The sequence below is a fragment of the Microbulbifer maximicatervae (SeqCode) genome, from assembly GCF_052467955.1.
Genome location: NZ_CP174329.1, coordinates 1,535,571 through 1,557,798, shown reverse-complemented (window position 1 = coordinate 1,557,798; position 22,228 = coordinate 1,535,571). Strand labels below are relative to the sequence as shown.

Genomic DNA, 22,228 nt, shown 5'->3' with positions numbered 1-22,228 from the left:
AGGTAGTGCAACAAGCGAAATAATAAAGACTTGATCAAAGAAAAGGGCTCTCCATGCGCTTGGTGATAATTAGTGGACGCTCCGGCTCCGGAAAAAGTTCTGCACTGCAATTACTGGAAGATGTCGGCTTCAATTGTATCGACAACCTTCCCACCAGCCTGCTCCCGGAGCTGGTTAAGAGGGTCAAGGCACAACCGCCAAAAGAAAACACACCCCTGGCCCTGGGCGTCGATGCCCGCAACCTCTGGCAAGACATAAGACAGGCTCCCAGTGTTATTGAGTCCTTGCGCGAGGCAGGGGTTCAATGTGATGTTATCTATCTCGATGCCCGCGAGCCGGTTTTAGTACAGCGATTCAGTGAGACCAGACGGAAGCACCCTCTCAGCAATGATTGCACCCATTTGCTAGAAGCTCTCAATCAGGAAAAAGAGCTTCTCACCCCTATCTCAACCATCGCAGATATGGTTATTGATACCAGCACCCTGAGTTTGCACCAACTGCGCGAACTGATTAAAAATCGTGTTGTTGGTGAACAATCAAACAGCATGGCGATTCTCTTCCAGTCCTTCGGGTTCAAGTATGGCGTGCCTGTGGATTCAGACTTGATTTTTGACTTACGCTGCCTACCCAATCCCTACTGGGAACCAGCTCTAAGAGAAAAAACCGGTAAGGATATCGAGGTCGCTGAATTCTTGCGCTCTCACCCAGAGACCGCAAAGATGGAGGCTGACATCACCAACTTTTTGGAAAACTGGCTGCCCTCCTACCAGAAAAGTAATCGCAGCTACACCTGTGTCTCTATCGGCTGCACTGGGGGCCGACATCGATCAGTTTATATGGTTGAACAGCTGGTAAAGAAATTTTCCAAAGAGTTTGATAACGTCCAGATACGCCACAGGGAGCAACAAAAATAGATTTTTGTCGAGCAGCGCAATGCAGAAACACCAACTGACCATCATCAATAAACTCGGCTTGCACGCCCGCGCTGCAAGCAAGTTCGCGCAGACTTCCTCCAAGTTCTGCTCCAATATTAAAGTGCATTGCCAGGGTAAAGCCGTAGATGGAAAAAGTGTGATGGCCCTAATGTTACTAGCTGCAGGCAAAGGCACGGAGCTGGAACTGGAAATAGAGGGGACAGATGAAAGTGCCGCCCTGGAAGCTATCAGCACACTGATCTCCAATCGATTCGGCGAAGCTGAATAGAGGCCAGTATACTATTGCCACGAAAAGCTCACTCTAAACATTAAATCGCTAAGCTTTTACATCGCCTCCCAAATCCACCACTAGCAGTAAGGACTTGTTGTGCCCAGCTCTCCCCAAGCCGAAATCAAATTCCGCGCACAGAATCAGCTGGGTGAGCTGTATGCCGCGCTGGATAGCGGTACGGGACAAGAAGTCCGGCGCATGCTCAAGACCCTGACTCCCCAGAGTGTTGCACAATTGCTGGAGAGCTCTCCACCGCGTATCCGCCAGGTACTTTGGAATTTGGTGGATAGGGAAATAGAGGGTGAGGTCCTGCAGGAACTCACCGACGATGTGCGCAGCCAGATCCTCGCCACTATGGATACCGAGGAGATGGTGGAGGTGATGGAAGGCCTGGATGCCGACGACATCGCCGATATACTTCAGCAGCTGCCGGAGCGGGTTGTTGCCGAAGTGCTCTCATCGATGACGGAAACCGACCGTCTCCGGGTTGAAAGTGTTCTCGCCTATGATGAGAACACTGCTGGCGGTTTAATGGATACGGACACCATCTCTGTCCGCCCCAATCTGACTCTAGATGTGGTACTTCGCTACCTTAGGCGCCATGAACAACTACCGGAATCTACCGACAGCCTTTTTGTGATTAACCGGAGGGGCCAATATATCGGTCTCTTGCCACTATCCAAACTTCTCACCACAGATCCATCGGTGACAGTTCGCGAAGTGGTCAATACCGATGTGGAACCCATACCCGCAGATATGCCCGACACTGAAGTCGCGCGCTTGTTTGAGAAATATGATTGGATCACCGCACCGGTAGTCGATGAGGATAACCGCCTGCTGGGGCGAATCACCATTGACGATGTAGTAGATGTTATCCGAGAGGATGCAGATCACTCCCTGATGAGCCTTGCCGGCCTCGATGAGGAGGAAGACACCTTTGCCCCAGTAGGGCGCACTGCTCGGCGTCGGGCAGTTTGGCTGGGTATTAATCTACTCACAGCTTTGCTTGCCTCCTGGGTGATCAGTTTGTTCCAAAATACCCTGGACAAGGTGGTAGCCCTAGCAGTCCTAATGCCCATCGTCGCCAGCATGGGGGGCGTGGCCGGTAGCCAAACGCTGACAGTGGTCATTCGCGGTATGGCCTTAGGCCAGATAGGACGCAGTAATTTAAGCTGGCTACTTTCCCGTGAGCTGGGTTCGGCGGCACTCAATGCTCTTTTGTGGGCGCTTGTGATGGGCTTGATAACCGCCATGTGGTTTGGCGATATATGGATTGCGGTCATTATCCTTGCCGCCATGATAATCAACCTATTAACCGCCGCACTCGCCGGAGCGATATTACCAGTAGCATTGCGTGCCATGAATATAGACCCGGCACTGGCCGGCGGGGTAGCGCTTACTACAGTCACCGATGTAGTAGGCTTTATGTCTTTTCTGGGCTTGGCCACTTGGTACTTTAGCTAAATCACCTCTGGACCAAGCCCCCTTATTTACCGAAAGCGAATCAAAGATGTACGAATACGACGATTACGATGACGACCTGCCGAAAAGTAAAACTCAGGTCAAAAAAGAAATGCACGAGCTGCAGGATCTCGGCAAGCAACTAACCGAGCTCTCCAAGGCCCAACTGGCTGAAGTCCCCATAGATGAGGACTTGCAGGAGGCTATTGCTACGCTACATCGGATCAAATCCAATGAAGCTCGCCGACGCCAAATGCAGTACATCGGCAAGTTGATGCGCAGTGCCGACCAAGAAGCGATAGAAACAGTGCTGAGCCGCTTTAAAGAGCGAGACCAACAACACCTGCGTTTCGATAAAATGGCTGAAGACTGGCGCAAACGACTACTGGAGGAAGGCAATAGTGCCCAGGGTGAGTTCTTTGACCAGCATCCCGGTGTCGACCATCAACAGCTGCGCCAACTGATAAGGGACTCCCATCGAGAAATCAAAAACAATAAGCCACCAACCAATCAACGAAAATTATTCCGCTATCTTCGCGACTTCTTTATCCAGGAAGCGGAATAAGGGCTCCGGGCGCTCCAGAGTTAACTGGCTGGCAGCGCCCGCAATCTAGACACCAGAAGTTATTGCGCTTTCTTATCCCCAGAAGCCGGCACAAAGTCCAGGGCGAGAGAATTTAGGCAGTAGCGTAAACCTGTGGGCTCCGGGCCATCTTTAAAAACATGCCCCAAGTGTTCCCCGCACTTTGATAACACCTCAGTCCGCTTCAAGCCCCAGCTGTAATCGTCCTTTAAGACAATATTTTGTGGGTAGGCAACATCCCAAAAGCTGGGCCAACCAGTACCGGATTCAAACTTCTGCTCAGAGCTGAAAACCGGTAAACGGCAACCCGCAGTGACATAAACCCCTTTCTCTTTGTTATTCAGAAGCTTGCCACTAAAAGCGGGCTCGGTACCTTTTTTCCAGAGAACCTTATAGCGATCCTCTGGCAGGATCTGCTTCCACACAGACTTAGGGATCTGATCGAGATCAGTCCCCTCTGCAATATGCTTTTCAGCTTGGGCGACCGTCATATTCTGGTCGCGCTGGTGGTCATCTGCCTCAGAACACGCCGAAAGGGTGACGGCTGTAAAAAGAAGGAGGGGCAATAATGAATGCAACGCCATCTAGAGTGCTCCTTTTACAGGGGTTCATCACTAAGATTAGATGGCTATTGCACGCTGCCTCTGGATATTAAAACTCAAGCTGCAGGTGGGGGCTTCTCTTCAGAGCCGACCCCAACCTGTGTCTTGCTCCCCTCATGGTCCAGAACCGCGCCCTCACGTTTGGCGCCATCTCCATCAAACAATTTCTCAAATCGCATTTGCGGGTCTGACCAACCGCCACTAATTCGGTAACTGACACTAGCGACCTTTTTCACCTGCTTTTTAAATGCCTTACTGATCAGGTAGACACCCGCAGCTGCAGGCAAACCACCGGCTAGCGCTGCAACCAAAGCCAGGTTGTTCCCAACTGGCAAAGTAGCCACCAACGTTAAATCCAGATCTTCGCGGACTAAATTAACCCGCCCCGCCATCTGCAGTTCACTGGTGGGCCCCTCTACCTGGATGGGTACAGCGATTAAAAGCTGACCATCGCCTTCAAAGACTACTTCACCACGCACCCTATCAAAAGCCATACCACTCTTGTAAAGGTCGGTGAAATCAAGACGCAAACGTCGCGCCCAGGTATCAAAATTAAACAGTGACAATAGACGCAACACGGTAGAGCCTGTCGCACCGGTTGATCGCAGGAATCGGCCATCGCGAATATCAACCTTAAGCTCTCCGGAGAGAAGGCTTCCTTTCACCTGAGTCGGGGCCCCCTCCCACTTCAAAGCAGTTTCAAAGATCGCTGACTTACTCTCAATCAACGGCTCATGGCCCATCTTGCGCTGGATATCTGCAAGATCATCAGCCACCAATCGGCCGATAAATTGTGATGATTGCTGCCCCTCGGCATCCCTCATCCACACCAATTCTGCACCTAGCTCGCCATTGTGTTTGCCCTGTCCCTCGATGCGGAACCCTCTCACCGTGCCGTGGATATCACTCACCACCAAACGATCTGCAGCTGTCCTCAACTTAAATGACCAGGGACCCAGGGCCTCTTCACCTATTTGAAGGTTATCAGTACTAAAATCGATTTGAGGCAAACTAGTAAAATCAAACTCAGCCAAAGGATCCGCTACTACCTCCTCCGCAAAGGGGTCTGAGGGAAAAGCTCCATCACTGACTTCAGCCGGTTTCTCTGGCTGAGGCAGACGCAAATGAGCCAGCTTGAGGCGTAACGGTGTACTGCCATCCAATAAGCCTGTTAGACTTCCTGCAATCATTTCACTGTCAAATTTGAGCTTCCAATCTGTCCCCACTCCCTCACCGGTAACATGGATATGCTCAATTTCTGCAGAGCCCAACCGAAGCTGGTCTGTACTGAGATCCAGGCGAATCGGAAGTGGCTCATTGGCACTATCCTCAGCCTCTCCTTGGTTTTCTGTGGTACTTGCAACAGAGCTGGCAGCGCTTGACTTCGCTGGTTCAGACAACTGGTAAACATCCAGTAGAGACTGCCAGCGAGACAGGTCAACAGTGGAAATATCTCCAGTGACCGTCAACTCCCGTTTGGAGGGCAAATTTGCCTCAGCATTCAAGGCGATTGCAGCCCGATCTAACTCTCCATCAATCAGCCAGAATTGCCCCTGTAAATGTTCTCCATAGTCCAAGTGGAACAAGCTGCCCTGCTCTCCAATCGGCACTCGCAATACAAAATTGGTTTCTGTTTCCGCCGTCTTACCAAGTGGGTCAGGCAGGTTTACAGCCACACCGGCCAGGTTGGAAGTGAGCTCAAATACTGCGGCGTAGGGGGTTTCCGCTGATTTTGCAGGAATGGTCACCAGGGCTTGATAATCTATTTCTCCTTCCAGCCACTGCAGTTCTGGGCGCGAACTCCAAGCGTGTACCGACTCAACCAATGCATTGCCGTCGATAACCACCTGGGTATCCCGTGCATCCCCCTCGCCAATATGTTGGATACGAGCAGTCAGCGGGCGGCCCCACAATTTGCCATTCAGCTGGGTCCCTTCAAGGCCTGTCGCACTATCGTATTTCACCAAACCATTCAACGCAGTCGCATCGAGGCGGAGCCCTTTCAGTTGAAGGTCACCGTGCTTCAGGTTGACTTCAACCTGTTGCTCGGGAACTACGGATGACTGTCCCAAGGGTAGAGTTAAGGATACAACGCCATCCAAATTCCCCGTCAGGCTCCAATCATCAAAGGCACTTCCAAGGTGATCTCTGAGTGGTGATTCACGCAATAGTCGCAACCCATCGGCAGCGGGTCCAACCACCTCAGTTTGTACATCAAGGCGTGAGCCTCCACCCTTCTGAGGGGTTACCGCAACCAGAATATTTCCAGCATCCATATTCCAGAGCTTGGCTTTATCGGCATTGACCCGCACAATTTCATCATCAAGTAACAAACGGCCATCCACATCCCTGACCTCAGGCCACTCACTGGCGTAGTCCAGGCTCGCATTTGAAAAGTCGAGCGCCAACTGAATCGTTCTGCGCTTCTGGTGAGTCGCGAATGCTCTAAGGGATTCTTCTTTACCCTCTTTGCTATAACTGCTGCCGCGATAGATAAAGGCAGCACTCTCAACACGCCCTTGATTGTTCTTACCCAGGCCAGTTTTCAACCAGCTGCGCAAATCATCGCTAACCACAAATGGCACCAGCTCTTCCTGGGTAATAACCCCCGCATCTTTTATCGATAGGGAAAGCACCAGATCCACAGGTCGTGTTTGGGCGTGGAAGGGTAGTGACAGCATAAACTGACCACCGACCTGACCAAGTTCACCGCCAAGCATCAGCGGGCCCGACAATACGTTGACTTCGTTCAACGCCTTATCGACATCCCAGGCTATGGTGCCGCTGGCTTGTTCGAACCCAAAAGCATTCTTATACAGACTGGGAAAGTGCGCTCCGAGGGGGGTACCGTCGAGTTCAACCCGGCCACTGGCGCCCTTAACCTGAAGATATCCACTCAACTGAGTAATTGCCGGGGCTCCTCGAAACGCCTCGACCGCAATATCTTCCAAGTTTGCGCTGATCTCTAACTGCCGGTCCGCACCAGCTCGCAGACGCAGGCTGCGCAACTGACCTTGGGGTTTTAGTGCACGCAACCATTCATCTGCAGCTCCCTCTAGTAACGACAAGCGATTTAAGATACTGCTCCAACCAGCGAGATCGACCAGATCTGCCATCAGGGCTATACCCTCTTGGCCACTGTTAACCTGCAGGTTCAGCGACGGCATTTTCAAGCCCTGCCAATCGATTTCAATATCCTGCAGCGCTAATCGCCAGTGCTCTCCCGGCAACCAGCGACCCGACAAGTTGCCAGAAAAAGCGCGCAACGGAGCCAGTGTATGCTCTTCTATATCATCTCCTGCCCTTTGCATATCGGTCAGGCTTTCTACTTGGGCCAAGTCCACCTGGCCCACTATGCGATACCCACTTACGGCATCACTATGCAGCCACAAGCGGCCGTCTGCCCACTTCTTCCCCTGCCAGTGAAACCGGTCGGGTAACGGGGTGAGTTCGTGAAGCAAGCTGACAATGTCTTCATCCAGTAGCAACTCATTAAGCTGCATATAGCCGCGCAGTGAGAAGTGCTCTTTATCTTTGGGATTGCCCCGCCCCTCTAACACAACCCGTAGGGTCTCTTCATCAACCTGGCTACTCTCCCCTTCACGGGAAATAAAAGCCCGTGCAGTCAGTCGGTGAAAATCTCCGCTATTTTCCAGCTGGATTTCAGGCAAATTGATTTCTGCCAGCTGCTCATCGGGAAGACGCACAGTGATCGCTGCATCACTGATTTGGATTTTGGGGCTCAACTGGAATAGGCGGGCCGGATCTGCCGCTTCGGGATTGGGTGCAGTGCTGCCTTCAAGCTTAAGCGGGGCATCGGGAAACCCCTGCAAATACCAGAGGCCATTTTCATCGCGGTTGAGCCCGGCCGAAAACTGATTCATTTGCAGGTCTTTCCAGACCAATTCCCGGTTCCAGAGACTGGAAAGTAGATCCAGCTGGAACAGGCCGTGCCCCATTCTCAGCTCACCGTGTTCTCCCAGGCGCAGTCCATCCAGCTGCAATGCAACTTCAAGGGCCTCCCAACGCAGGGAAATACGATCCATCTGTACAGGAACGCCTAGCTGCTCACTAAGCCAATGACTAATCTGCGGACGATAGTTCTCTACCTGCGGGGACAGCAGTCGGCCTGTTTGCACGATGATTGCCAGTGCAATTACCAAACTTACCGACAGTAACCAGAACTTTCTTGCAATCCAGCGTATTACAACCATCGCTATACCCTCACCACCAAACAGGCATGGACCGAGCGCTGACAATAAGCTCTCTTAGCTTGCTGGCGAGTGAATAATGGATTACACAAGAACAATGTCATATTGCTCCTGGTTGTAAATGGGCTCTACCTGGAACTGAATCGGCCGACCAATAAATTCTTCAAGATCGGCGACATTAGCCGACTCTTCATCCAGCAAAAGATCTATTACCACCTGACTGGCCAGTACCATAATTTTTTCACTATCGTAAGAGCGCGCCTCTCGAATAATTTCGCGGAAAATCTCGAAGCAAACTGTCTCCGCACTCTTTAAGGTGCCCCTACCACTGCAAACAGAGCAAGGCTCACATAAAATCTGCCCCAGTGACTCACGGGTGCGTTTGCGAGTCATTTCCACCAACCCCAATTCAGAGACCCCGGTGATACTGGACTTGGCATGATCGCGCTCCAGGGTCTTTTCCAGGGTGCGCAAGACTTGTCGCTGGTGCTCGGGATCTTTCATATCGATAAAATCGATAATGATAATCCCCCCCAGGTTTCTTAAACGCAGCTGGCGAGCAATCGCTGTAGCGGCCTCCAGATTGGTCTTGAAGATAGTCTCTTCAAGGTTGCGATGCCCAACAAAAGCACCGGTATTGACATCAATCGTACTCATCGCCTCTGTCTGCTCTACGATCAGATAGCCGCCAGACTTCAAGGTGACTTTGTTGTGTAGTGCCCTTCTTATTTCCTCTTCAACACCGTATAAGTCAAACAGTGGGCGCTCACCCGGGTAGTGTTCCAGGCGACCGGCAATTTCCGGCGCATATTTACCGGCAAATTCTGCCGCACGGCCGTGGGCCTCTCGGGAGTCTATACGAATCTTTTCGGTATAAGGGCGCGCAAGGTCACGCAATGCGCGCATAAATAGTGGAAGGTCCTCATAGATAACCGAAGGCACTGGACGCTCCTTAATGCGCTCATCCAGCTCCCCCCATAATTTGTACAGAAAGGGGATATCTCTCAGCAGCTCTTCCTCACTCACCCCCTCGGCAACGGTACGCAAAATGAAGCCTCCATCGGCCGACAAACCATCCTCTGCAAGACGCAGAGAAGCTGCTTCAACCAACTGGCGCAATCGCTCGCGTTCGTTCTCGTCTTCAATTCGATTAGAGATACCGATATGGCGTGTCTGCGGCATATACACCAGGTAACGTGCAGAAACCGACAGATGGGTAGTCAGCCGGGCGCCTTTACTGCTGATAGGGTCCTTCACTACTTGCACGATCAGTGACTGCCCCTCTCTGACTAGCGCGCGAATATCCGCCACCTCGGCATCCCGCGCCTCCATGCCTTCTTCGTCGAGAGGTGCAATATCCGAGGCATGGATAAAGCCCGCACGCTCGAGGCCTATGTCGACAAAAGCGGCCTGCATTCCGGGCAGTACGCGAATCACCTTTCCCTTATAGATATTTCCTACAATCCCTCGCCGCGCACTCCGCTCCAGGTAGACCTCCTGAAGCACACCATTTTCTACCAGCGCAACCCGGGTCTCAGTCGGCGCAACATTAATTAACAGCTCTTCGCTCAAGATTGGCCCTCCTGCCAATAGGGAATGCCCGCATGATCCAGCATGGGGACTACAGCTTCCAATGGGAGCCCTACAACATTGCTGTAACTGCCACTAAAAGCTTCTACTAAGGCGGCACCAAAACCCTGAATACCGTAACCGCCAGCTTTATCGACAGGCTCTCCGGTACTCCAGTAATCCGCTATTTGAACTTTGGACAAGTGGCGGAACCTGACTCGAGTTTCAACTACTCGGCTAAACTGTCGATCCTGTGAACGCAAGCACACTGCCGTGAAAACAGAGTGCTCTCCTCCCGATAACGCCAGCATCATGGACTCAAAGTCAGCAAAATCTTGGGGTTTTTCCAGCAGCCTCTCACCTGCCATAACCACCGTATCCGCTCCCAAAGACCAGAGTCCCTGCGGGCTGTCAGCGGCTTGAAACCCGGCGACAGCCTTGTCGTGGGCCAAGCGTTCTATGTACTCAAGAGGGCTTTCAGCAGGTTGGCGCTGTTCTACAACAGCGGGGGACAATTGGGAGAAAGGCACCCCAATCTGGGCCAACAGTTCGGCGCGGCGCGGCGAACCAGAGGCCAAAAGAAGTCGATTTTCTGAAGCGCTTGTTGTCACTCTATTACATATTCCCTGTGGGTCAGCGGCTGATTATAGCGGCACTGTTCGAAAAATGATCGATTTTTTACACTGATTTACAGTGCCGACGAGACGGTCAACGAACGTGTAAACGCCCGGAAAGCCCCCTGAGCCACGGGGTCACCCAGGGCCAGAGCAGGGCTGTAGTCAGGGCGGGCCAAAGGAACGTCAGCCCGGGTACCGATTTACCTTCAAGGCCGTGCACCCAGTTGCCCACCACTTGATGAATGCCCACCAGAACAAATACCCACAACAATTGCTGGGCCGGATTAAATGCCCGAGTGCGCTGATAAGTCAGTAAGCTGAAATAGGCGAGTACCGATAGGGCCAGGGCATGGGTTCCCAAGCTCGCCCCCGTAGCCAAATCCTGGGCAATACCGATCATCCAAGCGAACCCCACCCCAAAGGTCTGGGGCATTCGGGTAATCCAGAATATCACCAGCAAAGCCGGAAATGCCGGCCGAAACCAGAGCCACTGCTGTGGCAGGGGCATAACCGAGAGAAGCAGTGACAGCAGAATAGTGACCGCGATAAACCAGCGGTTATTCGCTTGCAACAGAATGTCCTCCGCTGCCAATGACCGCCAATACAAAGCGGCTGCGATTCATCCGTCCCCTCGGCAACACTTCAGCCTCCGCAAAAGGTTTACCCGGGTCTCTCTGTACCGAAATGACCTCCCCGACCGGATAACCTGCGGGAAAGCGGCTACCCAAGCCGGAGCTGAGCAGTAGATCCCCCTCGCGAATATCACTGGTATTAGCAAGATGGCGTAACTTCAAGCGGTACAGATCACCTGTACCCTCGGCGACGGTGCGCATACTGTTGCGTAGAACCTGGACGGGAATGGCATGACTGGAATCAGTTATCAGCAGGATACGACTGTAGGAGTCACCAGCTTCAATCACCTGCCCCAGCAATCCACTGGCATCCATTACCGGGGTACCGATATCAATGCCGTCATCGCGGCCTTTGTCAATCAGCAGCACATGCTCCAAAGGGTCCGGGGTAACACCAATTACCTGAGCCACCAGTACTCGGTCATCGACCATTTCTGCTGAGTTCATCAGTTCTTTGAGCTGAGTGTTTTCCGCTTTTACGGCCGCCAATAGTTGGCTGCGCTGTTCCAGCAGTAAAACCTGGCGCTTGAGGCGGCTATTTTCCTCTTGCAGTTCTTCGCGCGAGCGAAACTGCTCATCGGCCCAATCGCCCACACGCTCGGGGGCTCCTGTAACCCAGTACAGTGGAGCAATAACTCCTGATAAGCGTTCTCTGACAGGCTGAAACCAATTGGTGTAATGATCGGAAACGATCAGCGAGATCGCGAGTATGATGAGAAAGCCCAGGCGGTATTCGGCAGAGGGACCGCGGGTAAATAGCGGTTTCACAGGCAATCCCCTCTTAACAGGTCAATCAAAGATGGTGAGAACAGTACAAGCCACAAAAGATAACTTGCATTTTTTTATTACAAGGAGCTTGCGGATATAGCCACAAGCTCCCTCGCAGGTCACATAATAGCGATGTCTACTAGTTAGACATCAGGTAGAGGCGGCTGCGATCCAACATATCCAGCGCTTTGCCGCCACCCCGCGCCACACAGGTCAGCGGGTCATCGGCAACAATCACAGGTAAGCCCGATTCTTCCATCAACAGGCGGTCCAGATCGCGTAACAGAGCACCACCACCAGTCAGCACCATACCGCGCTCAGCGATATCAGAAGCCAATTCGGGAGGGGATTGTTCCAGCGCACTTTTAACAGCCTGCACAATACCAGTCAGAGGCTCTTGCAGGGCTTCGAGAATTTCGTCGGAGTTCAAGGTAAAGCTGCGAGGCACGCCCTCGGCCAGATTACGTCCGCGCACATCGATTTCGCGAACTTCACTGCCTGCATAAGCACAGCCAATTTCCTCTTTGATCCGTTCAGCAGTTGCATCACCAATCACACTGCCGTAGTTGCGACGCACGTAGTTGACGATAGCTTCATCAAAACGGTCACCGCCGATACGCACCGAATCGGAATAAACCACACCATTCAGGGAGATAATGGCGATCTCAGTGGTGCCCCCACCGATATCCACCACCATGGAGCCGCTCGCTTCCTCGACATTCAAGCCTGCGCCTATGGCAGCGGCCATGGGCTCTTCGATCAGTGACACTTCGCGAGCACCTGCACCCAGGGCCGACTCGCGAATCGCGCGGCGCTCCACTTCTGTGGACTGGCAGGGAACACACACCAGCACTCTCGGACTCGGGCGCATCCAGCTATTTTCATGCACTTTCTTGATAAAGTGCTGCAACATTTTCTCGGTCACTTGGAAGTCGGCGATAACACCGTCCTTCAGCGGGCGAATAGCGGTAATATTGCCAGGAGTCCGGCCGAGCATGCGTTTGGCTTCTACTCCGACAGCCTCAACGATTTTCTGGCCATTGTAGTGACGGATTGCGACGACAGAGGGTTCGTCGAGTACTACGCCGCGATCGCGAACGTAAATCAGCGTGTTGGCAGTTCCCAGGTCGATGGAGAGATCACTGGAAAACATACCCCGCAAACGTTTAAACATGGAATTCGATTACCTTGTACTAATTATCAGCCCCCAGGTCGGGCACTGCGGGCGCGGCTTCTTTTATGGATACAAATCCTAATTAGTCCGCAAAAATAATTCTGAGTTCCGAGCCGCATTTCGAATCGGATTCTACGCAAAACACCGGAGTCTCTCATCACTCGGCAGGATTCGGCAAACTCTAACAACCGCTAGGCATCAGGGCAAGGCTGAAGGGAGTTCATTTGAGGCCCACTATCCATTACTGCCGGAGCCGGTGAGAATATAACCCCAATGTGCTAAATTTGCCGGTTCTGCCCGCCGCAAATAATCCGGGCAGTTTTCGACTCGCAACTCAAGCTGGAGGAGTCCATCACCATGGCAGTGGATACGCAAACTGTAGAAAAACTCGCGGAACTGGCCCGTATCGCCATATCCAAAGAAACCATCGAAGAAGTCAGCAACCGCCTCGGCGATGTATTGCAACTGGTCGACCAGCTGCAATCCACCAATACCGATGGCATCGCCCCGATGGCGCACCCATTGGACGAGGTCCAGGAGCTGCGTACCGACGCAGTGACAGAGGCTGACAAGCGCAAAGACTTCCTAGAACTGGCTCCCCAAACCGAAGAAGGCCTCTACCTGGTTCCCAAAGTAATTGATTAGCCGGCCCAACACTGACTAAGTTCACCTAAATACCCAAGCCCTCAGCCCGTCTAGAGCCTTTAAGGGAATAACATGCATCAGCTTACTATCGCCGAGATCATCCGTGGACTGCGGAGCAAAGAGTTCTCAAGTACAGAGCTAACCCGCCATTTACTCGGCCGCATCCAGCAACTGGACAGCAACTACAACAGTTTTATTACCGTCACCGAAGAGAGCGCCCTAGCGCAAGCCGCGGCTGCCGACCAACGCCTGGCCAACGGGGAGGCACCGGCACTGTGCGGTGTGCCCATCGCCCACAAAGATATTATTTGCACTAACGGCGTGCGCACCAGCTGTGCCTCAAAAATGCTGGATAATTTTATCCCTCCCTACGATGCCACGGTGGTAGATAACCTCAACGCTGCCGGAACCGTCTCCCTGGGCAAGACCAATATGGATGAATTCGCCATGGGCTCATCCAACGAAAGCAGCTTTTACGGCCCAGTAAAAAACCCTTGGAATACCCGCTGTGTGCCCGGCGGTTCCTCCGGTGGCTCAGCTGCGGCAGTTGCTGCACAACTGATACCCGGCGCCACAGCTACCGATACCGGCGGCTCTATTCGCCAGCCGGCGGCGTTGACAAACACCACCGGGCTGAAGCCCACCTACGGGCGTATTTCCCGCTATGGCATCGTGGCCTACGCCTCCAGCCTGGACCAGGCTGGCCCCATCGCCCGCAACGCCGAAGATGCGGCTTACCTGCTGTCCGCGATGGCCAGCCACGACCCGAAAGATTCCACCAGCCTGAAGCAGCAGCCCTCTGATTTTACCGCCGAACTGAATAACCCGATTGCCGGGCTGCGGATCGGAGTACCCCGGGAGTACTTTGGGGAAGGCCTTAACCCTGAAACCGCAAGCCGGGTTCAGGAGGCTTTGAGAGCGTTTGAAAAGCTGGGGGCTCAACTGGTCGATATCAGCCTGCCACATACCGAGTTAGCGATACCTGCTTACTATGTGATCGCCCCCGCTGAAGCCTCTGCCAACCTATCTCGATTCGATGGGGTGCGCTATGGCTACCGCTGTGAAGAGCCCAAAGACCTGCGCGATCTCTATATACGCTCCCGCGGTGAAGGCTTCGGCGAAGAAGTGCAGCGTCGAATCCTGGTAGGCACCTACGCCCTGTCCGCCGGTTATTACGATGCTTATTACAACAAAGCCCAACAGGCCAGACGCCTGATCAAGCAGGACTTTGTCGAAGCATTCGAAAAAGTGGATGTGATTATGGGCCCCACGACCCCCTCTCCCGCTTTCGAGCTTGGCGCAAAGAGCGCTGACCCGGTAGCTATGTACTTGGAGGATATCTACACCATCGCCACCAACCTGGCCGGACTACCTGGCATGTCTGTACCCTGTGGCCTGGTGGACAATATGCCAGTGGGCCTGCAAATAACCGGTAATTACCTGGAAGAGGCGCGCATGCTCAATATCGCCCACCAATACCAACAGGTAACCGACTGGCACAAAGCCAGCGCCGTATAAGGAGATAAATTGTGGAATGGGAAATCGTTATCGGGTTGGAAATTCACGTCCAGCTCTCCACCCAGTCAAAACTCTTTTCCGGCGCTAGCATCCGCTTTGGCGCCGAGCCGAATACCCAGGCTTGCGCTGTGGACCTGGCTATGCCGGGCACCTTGCCGGTACCGAATGAAGAAGCATTTCGCTTTGCGGTAATGTTCGGCCTGGCGATGAACGCGGAGATCGGCAAGCGCTCCGTTTTTGAACGCAAGAATTACTTCTATCCCGACTTGCCCAAGGGCTATCAAACCACTCAATTGGAACAGCCTATTGTCGGCCCAGGTGAAGTGGAAATTCACCTGGAAGATGGCAGCAGTAAGAAAGTGCGTTTACACCACGCTCACCTGGAGGAGGATGCTGGTAAATCCCTGCACGAAGACTTCCACGGAATGTCCGGTATCGACCTGAACCGCGCAGGTACGCCGCTGATTGAGATTGTCTCTGAACCGGATATGCGCAGTGCCGCCGAGGCTGTGGCCTACCTGAAAAAAATTCACAGCATCGTAACCTACCTGGGCATTTCCGATGGTGATATGTCCCAGGGCTCACTGCGCTGTGATGCCAATGTATCCGTGCGCTTGAAAGGCGAAGAAAAACTCGGCACCCGTACAGAATTAAAAAACATCAATTCTTTCCGTTTTGTCGAGCGCGCAATTAAAGTCGAAGCTGAACGTCAGATCGATATCTTGGAAGACGGCGGCACCATTACCCAGGAAACCCGCCTCTACGACGCGGACAAAAATGAAACCCGCTCTATGCGCAGTAAAGAAGTGGCCAATGATTACCGCTACTTCCCCTGCCCTGACCTTCTGCCAGTTGTACTCACTGATGAATATGTCGAGCAACTGCGCAGCATCCTGCCAGAACTGCCCGATGCAAAAGCAGCCCGCTTCCAAGCGGAATACCAGCTATCTGCTTATGATGCAGACCAGCTGACACAGGAGCGTGCCAGTGCAGACTATTTTGAAACTGTGAGTAAATCCTGTGGCGAATCCAAGCTTGCCGCCAACTGGATTAACGGTGAACTGGCAGCGCTGCTCAACCGTCGTGAACTAACTATTTCACAATCGCCGGTTTCTGCCGACCAACTAGCTGGACTAATCTCGCGCATCAAAGACAACACCATTTCCAGCAAAATCGCCAAACAGGTATTCGAGGCTATTGCCGACGGAGAGGGCAGTGCCGACGAAGTCATCGAAAAGCGTGGGCTGAAACAAGTTTCCGATACCGGCGCTATCGAAAAAATGGTGGATGAGGTGATCGCTGCAAGCGATGCCCAGGTAGAAAACTACCGCAAGGCCGATGAATCAAAGCGCCCCAAAATGATGGGGTATTTCGTCGGGCAAATCATGAAAGCGTCCAAAGGGCAGGCAAACCCACAGATGATTAATAAAATCCTCAAACAAAAATTGGACGCACTGCTTTAACCCTCAACATTTCAAGACCTGGGTCGGGCTTCGCCCGCCCCCTATTTATGTAGCAAGGATATAGTTTTGAGCCTGAAAAAAGACAAACAGAAAGTACTCGGAGAAGTTTTTGACGAGGAGCGTATTGCTGGATTCTTGATTGGCGAAGCTCCCGCAGGCGTAAACCGGGATTTTCATCTTCTCGAGCGCGCCTACCGAAGTATGAAAGCAGAGAGCTTTGCCACATTTATAAAATTATTTCTCGCTGAAGGCCTGGATCTGAACAGTCCTGGTCCCGATGGAAAAACTCTGCTGGCACGTATTGCTGAACACCGCCAGGGCGGAGAATATAGCGAGATTTTAAAAGCCGCTGGCGCCAACTGAGAACTCTGGAAATTTAGGCATCGTACCAGCGAAAGGTGAGAGTATGACTTCAAATCCCGTTCACGGTATCGACGCATTGGTGCGCGGTATCCACTTGATTACCCGGCGTGAGTTACGCCCATTTATCCTGGTGCCATTACTAATAAATCTGGTGCTGTTTATTATTATCAGTAGCATAATGATTTCACAGCTCGGAGGGCTTACCGATTATATAAGTAGCCTGCTTTCCCACACGCCGGTAAATACGGAGAATATGTCCTGGTGGGAAGCCATTATGGCCAAGGGTGCAGCATGGACCGCCAGTGTTTTTCGCTGGCTGGCCTGGATTATTGCACTGATAGTGCTTTTCCTATTTTTCCTTGCTTACGGCTATTTATTTAGCGTCATCACCAACATTATTGCCGCCCCCTTTAACGGTTTGCTCGCTGAGAAAGTAGAGGAACTGCTAACCGGTAAAGCTCCTCCTGCCGAGCCGATAATGCAAATGGTATGGCGTACCCTGGGCCGGGAATTGCGTAAGCTGGGTTACTTTATATTTTGGGGTTTGATCGTATTTATAATTGCCACCATCACCAGCTGGACCATTATTATCCCCGCAGTGCTCACCGCAGTTTGGGGCGCTTGGTGTATGGCTATTCAATACGTTGACTACCCACTGGATAACCACCAGCGGCCATTCGATGAATTAAAAACGGTACTGCGCCGCCGTAAACTCACTAGCCTTACCTTTGGTGGGACCGTGATGCTTGCCAAAATGGTGCCGATTTTAAATATCTTTATTATGCCTGCGGCAGTTGCTGGCGGTACGGCTCTGTGGATTGAAAGATTGCGTATTGAAGGGGATCTGGGAACTGAAACTCCTATTCTTCAGTAATCTAACTTCAAATACCCCCCAAAAAAGCCCTCAGGAATAGAGGGCTTTTTATATTAGCGGCCTGTAGCTTTTTTCTTTTTCAGCCAGCGATACCAAGGTTGCCTACCCTTAGAAACACAAGCTGTAGCCGACAAGCATTTTTCCAAGTACTCCAGCTCACTGTTAAGCACCTCGCCCGAGAGACTCTTGCTCCGTATTTGTCGAATCCTGTCAGCCAGTAATGCATCGCGTAAACCCTCTGGTTTTTGAATTCCAGACGCCAAGATTTGCGGGCTCCAACTGAATAAATCCTGCGCTGTAATCCGGTCATTTCCCCACTCAGGATATCCTGAAAAATCACTATCAAATGCCAAGCCAGATTGATTCTTCAAAAAGTGATCATTCAATTGGCGATTTGAATCGCTAAAGTGCATAAAGAAACTTTGGGCATCCTTTTCAGAAGGTACCAACCGAGTATTTTCTTCCAGCATCATTGGTTTCAGCTTCAGCAGCTCCGACTCAGCCACTCCCAATTCCAATAACTTGTGAGTCAATAGGAATTCCCTTCTTCCCACCCCCTCATTGACCCGCCTTCCTGAAATGTCTATGTTACCTCCCAGCAATGCGAGAAAGTCACTGACAATATCTCCCCCCTGAAGGGCCTCACGGGTAAAAGAGCGAACGCTTAAAGCAGCCTTGCCGAACACAGACTCCCACAGAATTAACTTGGAGAAATAATCATAGTAAGTCTCGATATCCTTAGTGAAAGCTGGGAAAGCACCTTCACTATGTCCAAACAATTTACTGGAAGAGCTGCGGTAAGCAACAGCTCCTCTGGCTCCTTGCTTTTTAAAGGATATCGCCTGCAAGTCCTGTCTGCGTAAATACACAATCACATTAACTTTATCGAAATACTTGGCACAGGTACGCCGAACCAATTCGACACTTTCACGTTGATGCAAAAAACAGAGGTGCTCTGCCGATATTATCGCTTTCTCACCGCTACTTGATGCGAGCAATTCATCCAGTCTTGTATTCAACTGAAATCTGAGCTGACCAGTACAGCTAGAGACTTCCACACATCCCGAAGAGTTACCCTTTTTTCCCAAGGACAAAAACTCATACCCGGCTTCACTCAGAGCTTGTTCCTGCTCTTTCATCGCTAACTGAAGAGAACTTGAGCCGGTTTTATGGAAACCTATATGTAGATAGAGGGTACGCATTATTCGAGTATCTACTAACTTTTTATTGTAAGCCCAACACTACAGAGTTAGCCTCCAACTGCTGAGCTTTGATTCTAATCAACTATATCTTTTTTAATTTAGGGGGAAATAAAATCACTAACGTAATTATTATATATATTCCAAATCCCACAATAAGTTAAAGCATTGAAAAGTAAGAATTAACAATGACTTTCTCTGGTAAATTGGGGGGCTGCAAGGGACACAAACTCCCTCGCAGCATAAGAAAAAAAATCAGTGCCGACGTGGACGACGGTGGCCTCCAGAGCCACCGCGACGCCCATCGCGATCGCCGTGACTGCGCTGAACTTTCACCTTGGGCGGTTCAACCAAAAGCTCTTCTGGCGGCACTTCGCACTTGAGCTTACCACCGAGCAACTGCTCAATAGGTTCCAGGCGCATGGCATCATCTTCACAGGCGAAACTGATAGAAGTGCCCGTTTTACCCGCCCGGCCAGTTCGGCCAATGCGGTGAACATAATCCTCCGGCTCTTCAGGCAAAGTGAAATTCACCACATGGCTGATACCGTCGATATGAATACCACGCCCGGCGACATCGGTAGCTACCAGCACCTTGGTTTTACCAGACTTAAAGTCATCAAGGGTGCGAACCCGCTTGTTTTGCGCCACTTCACCAGACAACAGGCCCGCAGAAATGCCGTGAGCGAGAAGCTGCTCGTGCAAGCGGCGGCATTGGTCGCGGCGGTTGGCAAAAACAATCAGGCTATCCACCTCTTCCCGCTGCACAATGTTGTAAAGCAAGGTGTACTTTTCTTCGCTGGCGGACAGGTAGACATGCTGCTCTACGGTATCCGTGGCAACCCTCTCCGGCTCAATCTCCACAACTACCGGATCATCCGTCCACTGCTCCACCAGATCATCCACTTCGGGAGTAAATGTGGCGGAGAAGAACATAGTTTGGCGATGAGTTTTACGCGGCGTCTGACGAACAATGCGGCGCACTTGGGGGATAAAGCCCATGTCCAACATGCGATCCGCCTCATCGATCACCAGGACTTCCACCTGATCCAGGAAGCAATCCCGATTGCTGACAAAGTCCAGCAGGCGACCCGGCGTCGCCACCAGGATATCCACCAGCCGCTCATTTAGGTTTCTCTGCTGCTTGTCATAATCCATACCGCCCACCAGGGTATGAATTTCCAGCGCGGTGTGTTTACACAGTGCCTTGGCATCATCGGCAATCTGCATTACTAGCTCACGGGTCGGAGCGATAATCAGGGAGCGGGCTTCGCCGGCATAGCGCTCACCTTCAAACGGGTGCTTGAGCAGATCGTCAATCACTGTGATCAGGAAGGCCGCTGTCTTACCGGTACCGGTTTGTGCCTTACCCACCAGGTCGTGACCATTGAGGGTGTGGGGAAGGGAGCGACCCTGGATAGGCGAGCAATACTGGAAGCCCAGGTCGTGGATGGCGTGCATCAACTCATTGGGCAGCCCCAGGTCGTGGAAGCGGACCTTGCCCTCCTGTTCCGGGACCTGGAATTCATCCAGGGACCATGGCGCAGCTGCCGGAGCTTTCGGCTTTCTGCTGCGCTGGCGCCCTGTCTGGGCGCCACGGCCACCGCTCTTTCGCGACTTCCCCTCCGCCGGTGCGGACTTTGTGCGTCCCTTGGCAGCCTTACCAGAAGGTTCTTGCCCTTCTTTACGGCGCCCTGAGCTTTCTTCTCCCCGGCGGGAGCCCTTATCCTCTTTGGAGGAGGAACGGCGGAACAACTTTCCTATCAAGTGAAATACTCGCTCAAATGTTCAAATAATCGGCGAGTATACCATCTCTAGGTGGCACTCGGCCCGCTATAGTGACGGCACAGCCAGTAATCCACACTGAAAAACCGCCCTGCCCCACTACAAAATAGCGCTAGCAGCATAATGAAGTAGGTAGCAGCGAACTCAATACCATTTTTCAGGATGGTCACCCCTCCAGTTTCCACCAACCACTCATAGTTGCCGTGCTCCTTGAGCAAGCCGACAATCTTCTCTTTACGCACCGAGGCTTCGTCAATAAGGTCCTTGCGCCATTCCCAGGGCACACTCAGTGTTTTATCCGGTAACGCTGACCAACCGTTCTCCCAGTGGGCCGTAAATGCTGCCACTGCCATCACAAACATCAGGGGAATCGCTACCAACCGAGTCGCTACGCCCAGCAAGATGGCGATACCACCAAAGAATTCCACCAAGGCAGCTATCCACGCCATCAACATCGGCGCTGGAAGCCCCAAGCCCCAATCGGGATTGCCAAACCAGGCAGCGACATCTTCGATATTATTCATCTTATTCATACCGGCCAGGATAAAAATTGGCGCCAAATAAATCCGTAGTAATAATGGCCCCAGCCAGTCTATTTTGCGTACATAATGTAAAAAGCAGTTGTACCAACCGCTCAGGCTATTCATAGCTCCACTCATTTAGCTCACTCTCTTATCAGTGTCTTTGTTCACTTTAGTCGAGTGATATCGCCAACTCTTACACAGCCCTATCTCAGCGCCCCACAAAGCACATCTATGCTTGCAGAACCCAAGTAACTTGAGAGCAACCTGGTGGGGAAAACTTACGTACTGGTCCACGGGCTATTTCATGGAGGCTGGTGCTGGAGCAGGGTCGCCAACCTCCTGCAGCGTAATGGGCATCGAGTATTCACCCCCACCCACAGTGGTCTGGGGGAACGCAAACACCTACTCTCACCCTCCGTTGGCCTGGATACTTTTATCCAAGACCTGATCAATACAATCCTTTGGGAGGAGTTGCAGCAAGTCACCCTTGTGGGCCACAGCTTTGGGGGAATGGCTGCAACCGGTGCCGCCGACGCTCTACCCGAACGGGTACACAGATTGATCTACCTGGATGGCGCTGTTCCTGAGCCAGGGCGCCCATTCAGCAGCCAACTTCCCAGCGGTATAGAGGAGCAGCGACTAAAACAAGCGCAGAATATTGACGGCACTCTGTGCATTATGCCGCCGCCACCAGAAGACCTGGGGATAACCCACCCCGATGATATTCGCTGGCTAAACCGCCGTATGACCCCACATCCCATCAAAACACTACTGGACCCGATCCATTTGCAACGCCCCCCAGAACAGGGCCCTCCATGCACTTTTATTCACTGTACCCAACCCGAGTACCCGCCAGCCATCTACAGTAGCCGCAAAGCAAAGCGGATAAGCGGGTGGGTTTATCGGGAGGCAGCAATAAACCACGACTGCATTATTAATAAGGCAGAAATTGTGGCCAAACTACTTGAGGAAAGTCCGTAATCAGCACTGGGCGCAGGCGCCGTTTGTACCGTAGAATGTCGGACCTTTTTGCA

At 52.2% G+C, this 22,228-nt stretch carries 20 protein-coding genes; 10 read left to right on the top strand and 10 right to left on the bottom strand.

Features of this window, described 5'->3' with window-relative positions:
* The first annotated feature begins 53 nt into the window (after positions 1-53).
* The 4 genes from rapZ to yjgA all read left to right on the top strand — a co-directional run bounded on the left by rapZ (position 54) and on the right by yjgA (position 3,232).
* A complete protein-coding gene (gene rapZ, locus ACJJI5_RS06570) occupies positions 54-914 on the top strand; it encodes an RNase adapter RapZ (protein ID WP_444918012.1) in 861 nt (286 codons plus the stop codon).
* 19 nt (positions 915-933) lie between these two features.
* Entirely contained in the window at positions 934-1,203 is a 270-nt protein-coding gene (locus tag ACJJI5_RS06565; RefSeq protein WP_444918013.1) for an HPr family phosphocarrier protein, read from the top strand.
* A gap of 99 nt (positions 1,204-1,302) precedes the next feature.
* On the top strand, positions 1,303-2,670 hold the full coding sequence (gene mgtE, locus ACJJI5_RS06560; protein WP_413663049.1) for a magnesium transporter: 1,368 nt from the start codon (positions 1,303-1,305) through the stop codon (positions 2,668-2,670).
* A gap of 46 nt (positions 2,671-2,716) precedes the next feature.
* Positions 2,717-3,232, top strand: coding sequence for a ribosome biogenesis factor YjgA (gene yjgA / locus ACJJI5_RS06555; protein ID WP_444896341.1), 516 nt, complete (start codon positions 2,717-2,719; stop codon positions 3,230-3,232).
* 59 nt (positions 3,233-3,291) lie between these two features.
* On the opposite strand, the gene msrB is transcribed toward yjgA, so the two are convergent.
* The 7 genes from msrB to ACJJI5_RS06520 all read right to left on the bottom strand — a co-directional run bounded on the left by msrB (position 3,292) and on the right by ACJJI5_RS06520 (position 12,823).
* Positions 3,292-3,834, bottom strand: coding sequence for a peptide-methionine (R)-S-oxide reductase MsrB (msrB, locus tag ACJJI5_RS06550; protein ID WP_413663051.1), 543 nt, complete (start codon positions 3,832-3,834; stop codon positions 3,292-3,294).
* A 74-nt stretch (positions 3,835-3,908) separates the two neighbouring features.
* A complete protein-coding gene (locus ACJJI5_RS06545) occupies positions 3,909-8,111 on the bottom strand; it encodes a YhdP family protein (RefSeq protein ID WP_445355843.1) in 4,203 nt (1,400 codons plus the stop codon).
* Between the two features lie 36 nt (positions 8,112-8,147).
* Positions 8,148-9,635, bottom strand: coding sequence for a ribonuclease G (gene rng, locus ACJJI5_RS06540; protein WP_413663053.1), 1,488 nt, complete (start codon positions 9,633-9,635; stop codon positions 8,148-8,150).
* A complete protein-coding gene (locus ACJJI5_RS06535) occupies positions 9,632-10,243 on the bottom strand; it encodes a Maf family protein (protein WP_413663054.1) in 612 nt (203 codons plus the stop codon). Before ACJJI5_RS06535 ends, rng begins: the two co-directional genes overlap by 4 nt.
* Before the next feature lie 97 nt (positions 10,244-10,340).
* A complete protein-coding gene (gene mreD, locus ACJJI5_RS06530; protein WP_413663055.1) occupies positions 10,341-10,820 on the bottom strand; it encodes a rod shape-determining protein MreD in 480 nt (159 codons plus the stop codon).
* Positions 10,807-11,649 carry a rod shape-determining protein MreC gene (gene mreC, locus ACJJI5_RS06525; protein ID WP_413663056.1) on the bottom strand — a complete coding sequence of 281 codons (843 nt, stop codon included), beginning with the start codon at positions 11,647-11,649 and terminating at the stop codon, positions 10,807-10,809. The genes mreD and mreC overlap by 14 nt, the downstream gene beginning before the upstream one ends.
* A gap of 139 nt (positions 11,650-11,788) precedes the next feature.
* Positions 11,789-12,823, bottom strand: a complete 1,035-nt coding sequence (locus ACJJI5_RS06520; protein ID WP_020412569.1) for a rod shape-determining protein — start codon at positions 12,821-12,823, stop codon at positions 11,789-11,791.
* 357 nt (positions 12,824-13,180) lie between these two features.
* Here ACJJI5_RS06520 and gatC point away from each other — a divergent pair, with 357 nt between their 5' ends.
* From gatC to cysZ, 5 genes are all read left to right on the top strand, one after another.
* The gene (gene gatC / locus ACJJI5_RS06515) at positions 13,181-13,468 is read left to right on the top strand and encodes an Asp-tRNA(Asn)/Glu-tRNA(Gln) amidotransferase subunit GatC (protein WP_413663057.1); all 288 of its coding nucleotides are present in this window, start codon (positions 13,181-13,183) and stop codon (positions 13,466-13,468) included.
* Between the two features lie 72 nt (positions 13,469-13,540).
* A complete protein-coding gene (gene gatA / locus ACJJI5_RS06510; protein ID WP_413663058.1) occupies positions 13,541-14,986 on the top strand; it encodes an Asp-tRNA(Asn)/Glu-tRNA(Gln) amidotransferase subunit GatA in 1,446 nt (481 codons plus the stop codon).
* Between the two features lie 11 nt (positions 14,987-14,997).
* Positions 14,998-16,449 carry an Asp-tRNA(Asn)/Glu-tRNA(Gln) amidotransferase subunit GatB gene (gene gatB, locus ACJJI5_RS06505; RefSeq protein ID WP_413663059.1) on the top strand — a complete coding sequence of 484 codons (1,452 nt, stop codon included), beginning with the start codon at positions 14,998-15,000 and terminating at the stop codon, positions 16,447-16,449.
* 66 nt (positions 16,450-16,515) lie between these two features.
* Positions 16,516-16,812, top strand: coding sequence for a PA4642 family protein (locus ACJJI5_RS06500; RefSeq protein WP_413663060.1), 297 nt, complete (start codon positions 16,516-16,518; stop codon positions 16,810-16,812).
* A gap of 43 nt (positions 16,813-16,855) precedes the next feature.
* Positions 16,856-17,686: a sulfate transporter CysZ gene (gene cysZ, locus ACJJI5_RS06495; protein ID WP_413663061.1), complete on the top strand. Its 831-nt coding sequence runs from the start codon at positions 16,856-16,858 to the stop codon at positions 17,684-17,686.
* A 53-nt stretch (positions 17,687-17,739) separates the two neighbouring features.
* Here cysZ and ACJJI5_RS06490 read toward each other — a convergent pair whose 3' ends face one another.
* The 3 genes from ACJJI5_RS06490 to ACJJI5_RS06480 all read right to left on the bottom strand — a co-directional run bounded on the left by ACJJI5_RS06490 (position 17,740) and on the right by ACJJI5_RS06480 (position 21,329).
* The gene (locus tag ACJJI5_RS06490) at positions 17,740-18,888 is read right to left on the bottom strand and encodes a hypothetical protein (RefSeq protein ID WP_413663062.1); all 1,149 of its coding nucleotides are present in this window, start codon (positions 18,886-18,888) and stop codon (positions 17,740-17,742) included.
* 252 nt (positions 18,889-19,140) lie between these two features.
* Positions 19,141-20,652: an ATP-dependent RNA helicase RhlB gene (gene rhlB, locus ACJJI5_RS06485; RefSeq protein WP_445355842.1), complete on the bottom strand. Its 1,512-nt coding sequence runs from the start codon at positions 20,650-20,652 to the stop codon at positions 19,141-19,143.
* A 47-nt stretch (positions 20,653-20,699) separates the two neighbouring features.
* Positions 20,700-21,329, bottom strand: coding sequence for an HvfX family Cu-binding RiPP maturation protein (locus ACJJI5_RS06480; protein WP_445355841.1), 630 nt, complete (start codon positions 21,327-21,329; stop codon positions 20,700-20,702).
* 132 nt (positions 21,330-21,461) lie between these two features.
* On the opposite strand from ACJJI5_RS06480, the gene ACJJI5_RS06475 reads away from it, so the two are divergent.
* Entirely contained in the window at positions 21,462-22,175 is a 714-nt protein-coding gene (locus tag ACJJI5_RS06475) for an alpha/beta fold hydrolase (protein ID WP_445355840.1), read from the top strand.
* Positions 22,176-22,228 lie beyond the last annotated feature (53 nt).

Coding starts and splice junctions, on each gene's coding strand:
- ACJJI5_RS06480 (WP_445355841.1), bottom strand. CDS start 21,329: ATGAGTGGAGCTATGAATAGCCTGAGCGGTTGGTACAACTGCTTTTTA.
- msrB (WP_413663051.1), bottom strand. CDS start 3,834: ATGGCGTTGCATTCATTATTGCCCCTCCTTCTTTTTACAGCCGTCACC.
- yjgA (WP_444896341.1), top strand. CDS start 2,717: ATGTACGAATACGACGATTACGATGACGACCTGCCGAAAAGTAAAACT.
- gatC (WP_413663057.1), top strand. CDS start 13,181: ATGGCAGTGGATACGCAAACTGTAGAAAAACTCGCGGAACTGGCCCGT.
- ACJJI5_RS06565 (WP_444918013.1), top strand. CDS start 934: ATGCAGAAACACCAACTGACCATCATCAATAAACTCGGCTTGCACGCC.
- ACJJI5_RS06520 (WP_020412569.1), bottom strand. CDS start 12,823: ATGTTTAAACGTTTGCGGGGTATGTTTTCCAGTGATCTCTCCATCGAC.
- gatA (WP_413663058.1), top strand. CDS start 13,541: ATGCATCAGCTTACTATCGCCGAGATCATCCGTGGACTGCGGAGCAAA.
- cysZ (WP_413663061.1), top strand. CDS start 16,856: ATGACTTCAAATCCCGTTCACGGTATCGACGCATTGGTGCGCGGTATC.
- rapZ (WP_444918012.1), top strand. CDS start 54: ATGCGCTTGGTGATAATTAGTGGACGCTCCGGCTCCGGAAAAAGTTCT.
- ACJJI5_RS06490 (WP_413663062.1), bottom strand. CDS start 18,888: ATGCGTACCCTCTATCTACATATAGGTTTCCATAAAACCGGCTCAAGT.